Source organism: Streptomyces sp. URMC 126, assembly GCF_051386555.1.
Taxonomy (GTDB): Bacteria; Actinomycetota; Actinomycetes; order Streptomycetales; family Streptomycetaceae; genus Streptomyces.
This window is the reverse complement of record NZ_JBPQTX010000898.1, coordinates 1-269: the sequence shown is the minus strand read 5'-3', so window position 1 is coordinate 269 and position 269 is coordinate 1. Positions and strand designations below refer to the sequence as shown.

1 pseudogene is annotated in these 269 nt (G+C 75.8%); it reads left to right on the top strand.

Going from position 1 to position 269, the window contains the following annotated elements:
* Positions 1-269: pseudogene (locus ACSNOK_RS34400) on the top strand (hypothetical protein); the annotation flags it as partial.

Below are 269 nucleotides of genomic sequence, written 5' to 3'. Positions count from 1 at the left end.
CCATGAAGATCCGCGATGCTCTGCTCTCGTCCGGGACGGCGGCGCTCCTGGCCTTCGGCGCCCTCGGCGGCATCACGTCGCCGGCGGCCGCGCAGCCCGGTCCGGGCGACGCCGTGGCCCAGTCCACCTCGGTGGACGACGGCCGCACCGACAGCTCCAGCGCCTCCGTGTCCGCGCCCACTGCCACGGACAACGCCGAACGCGCCGGCAGCGGCAGCGAACGTGGCCTGGGGCGCTGCTGGAACGGGCGCGTCTCGGGCCGGGACTTC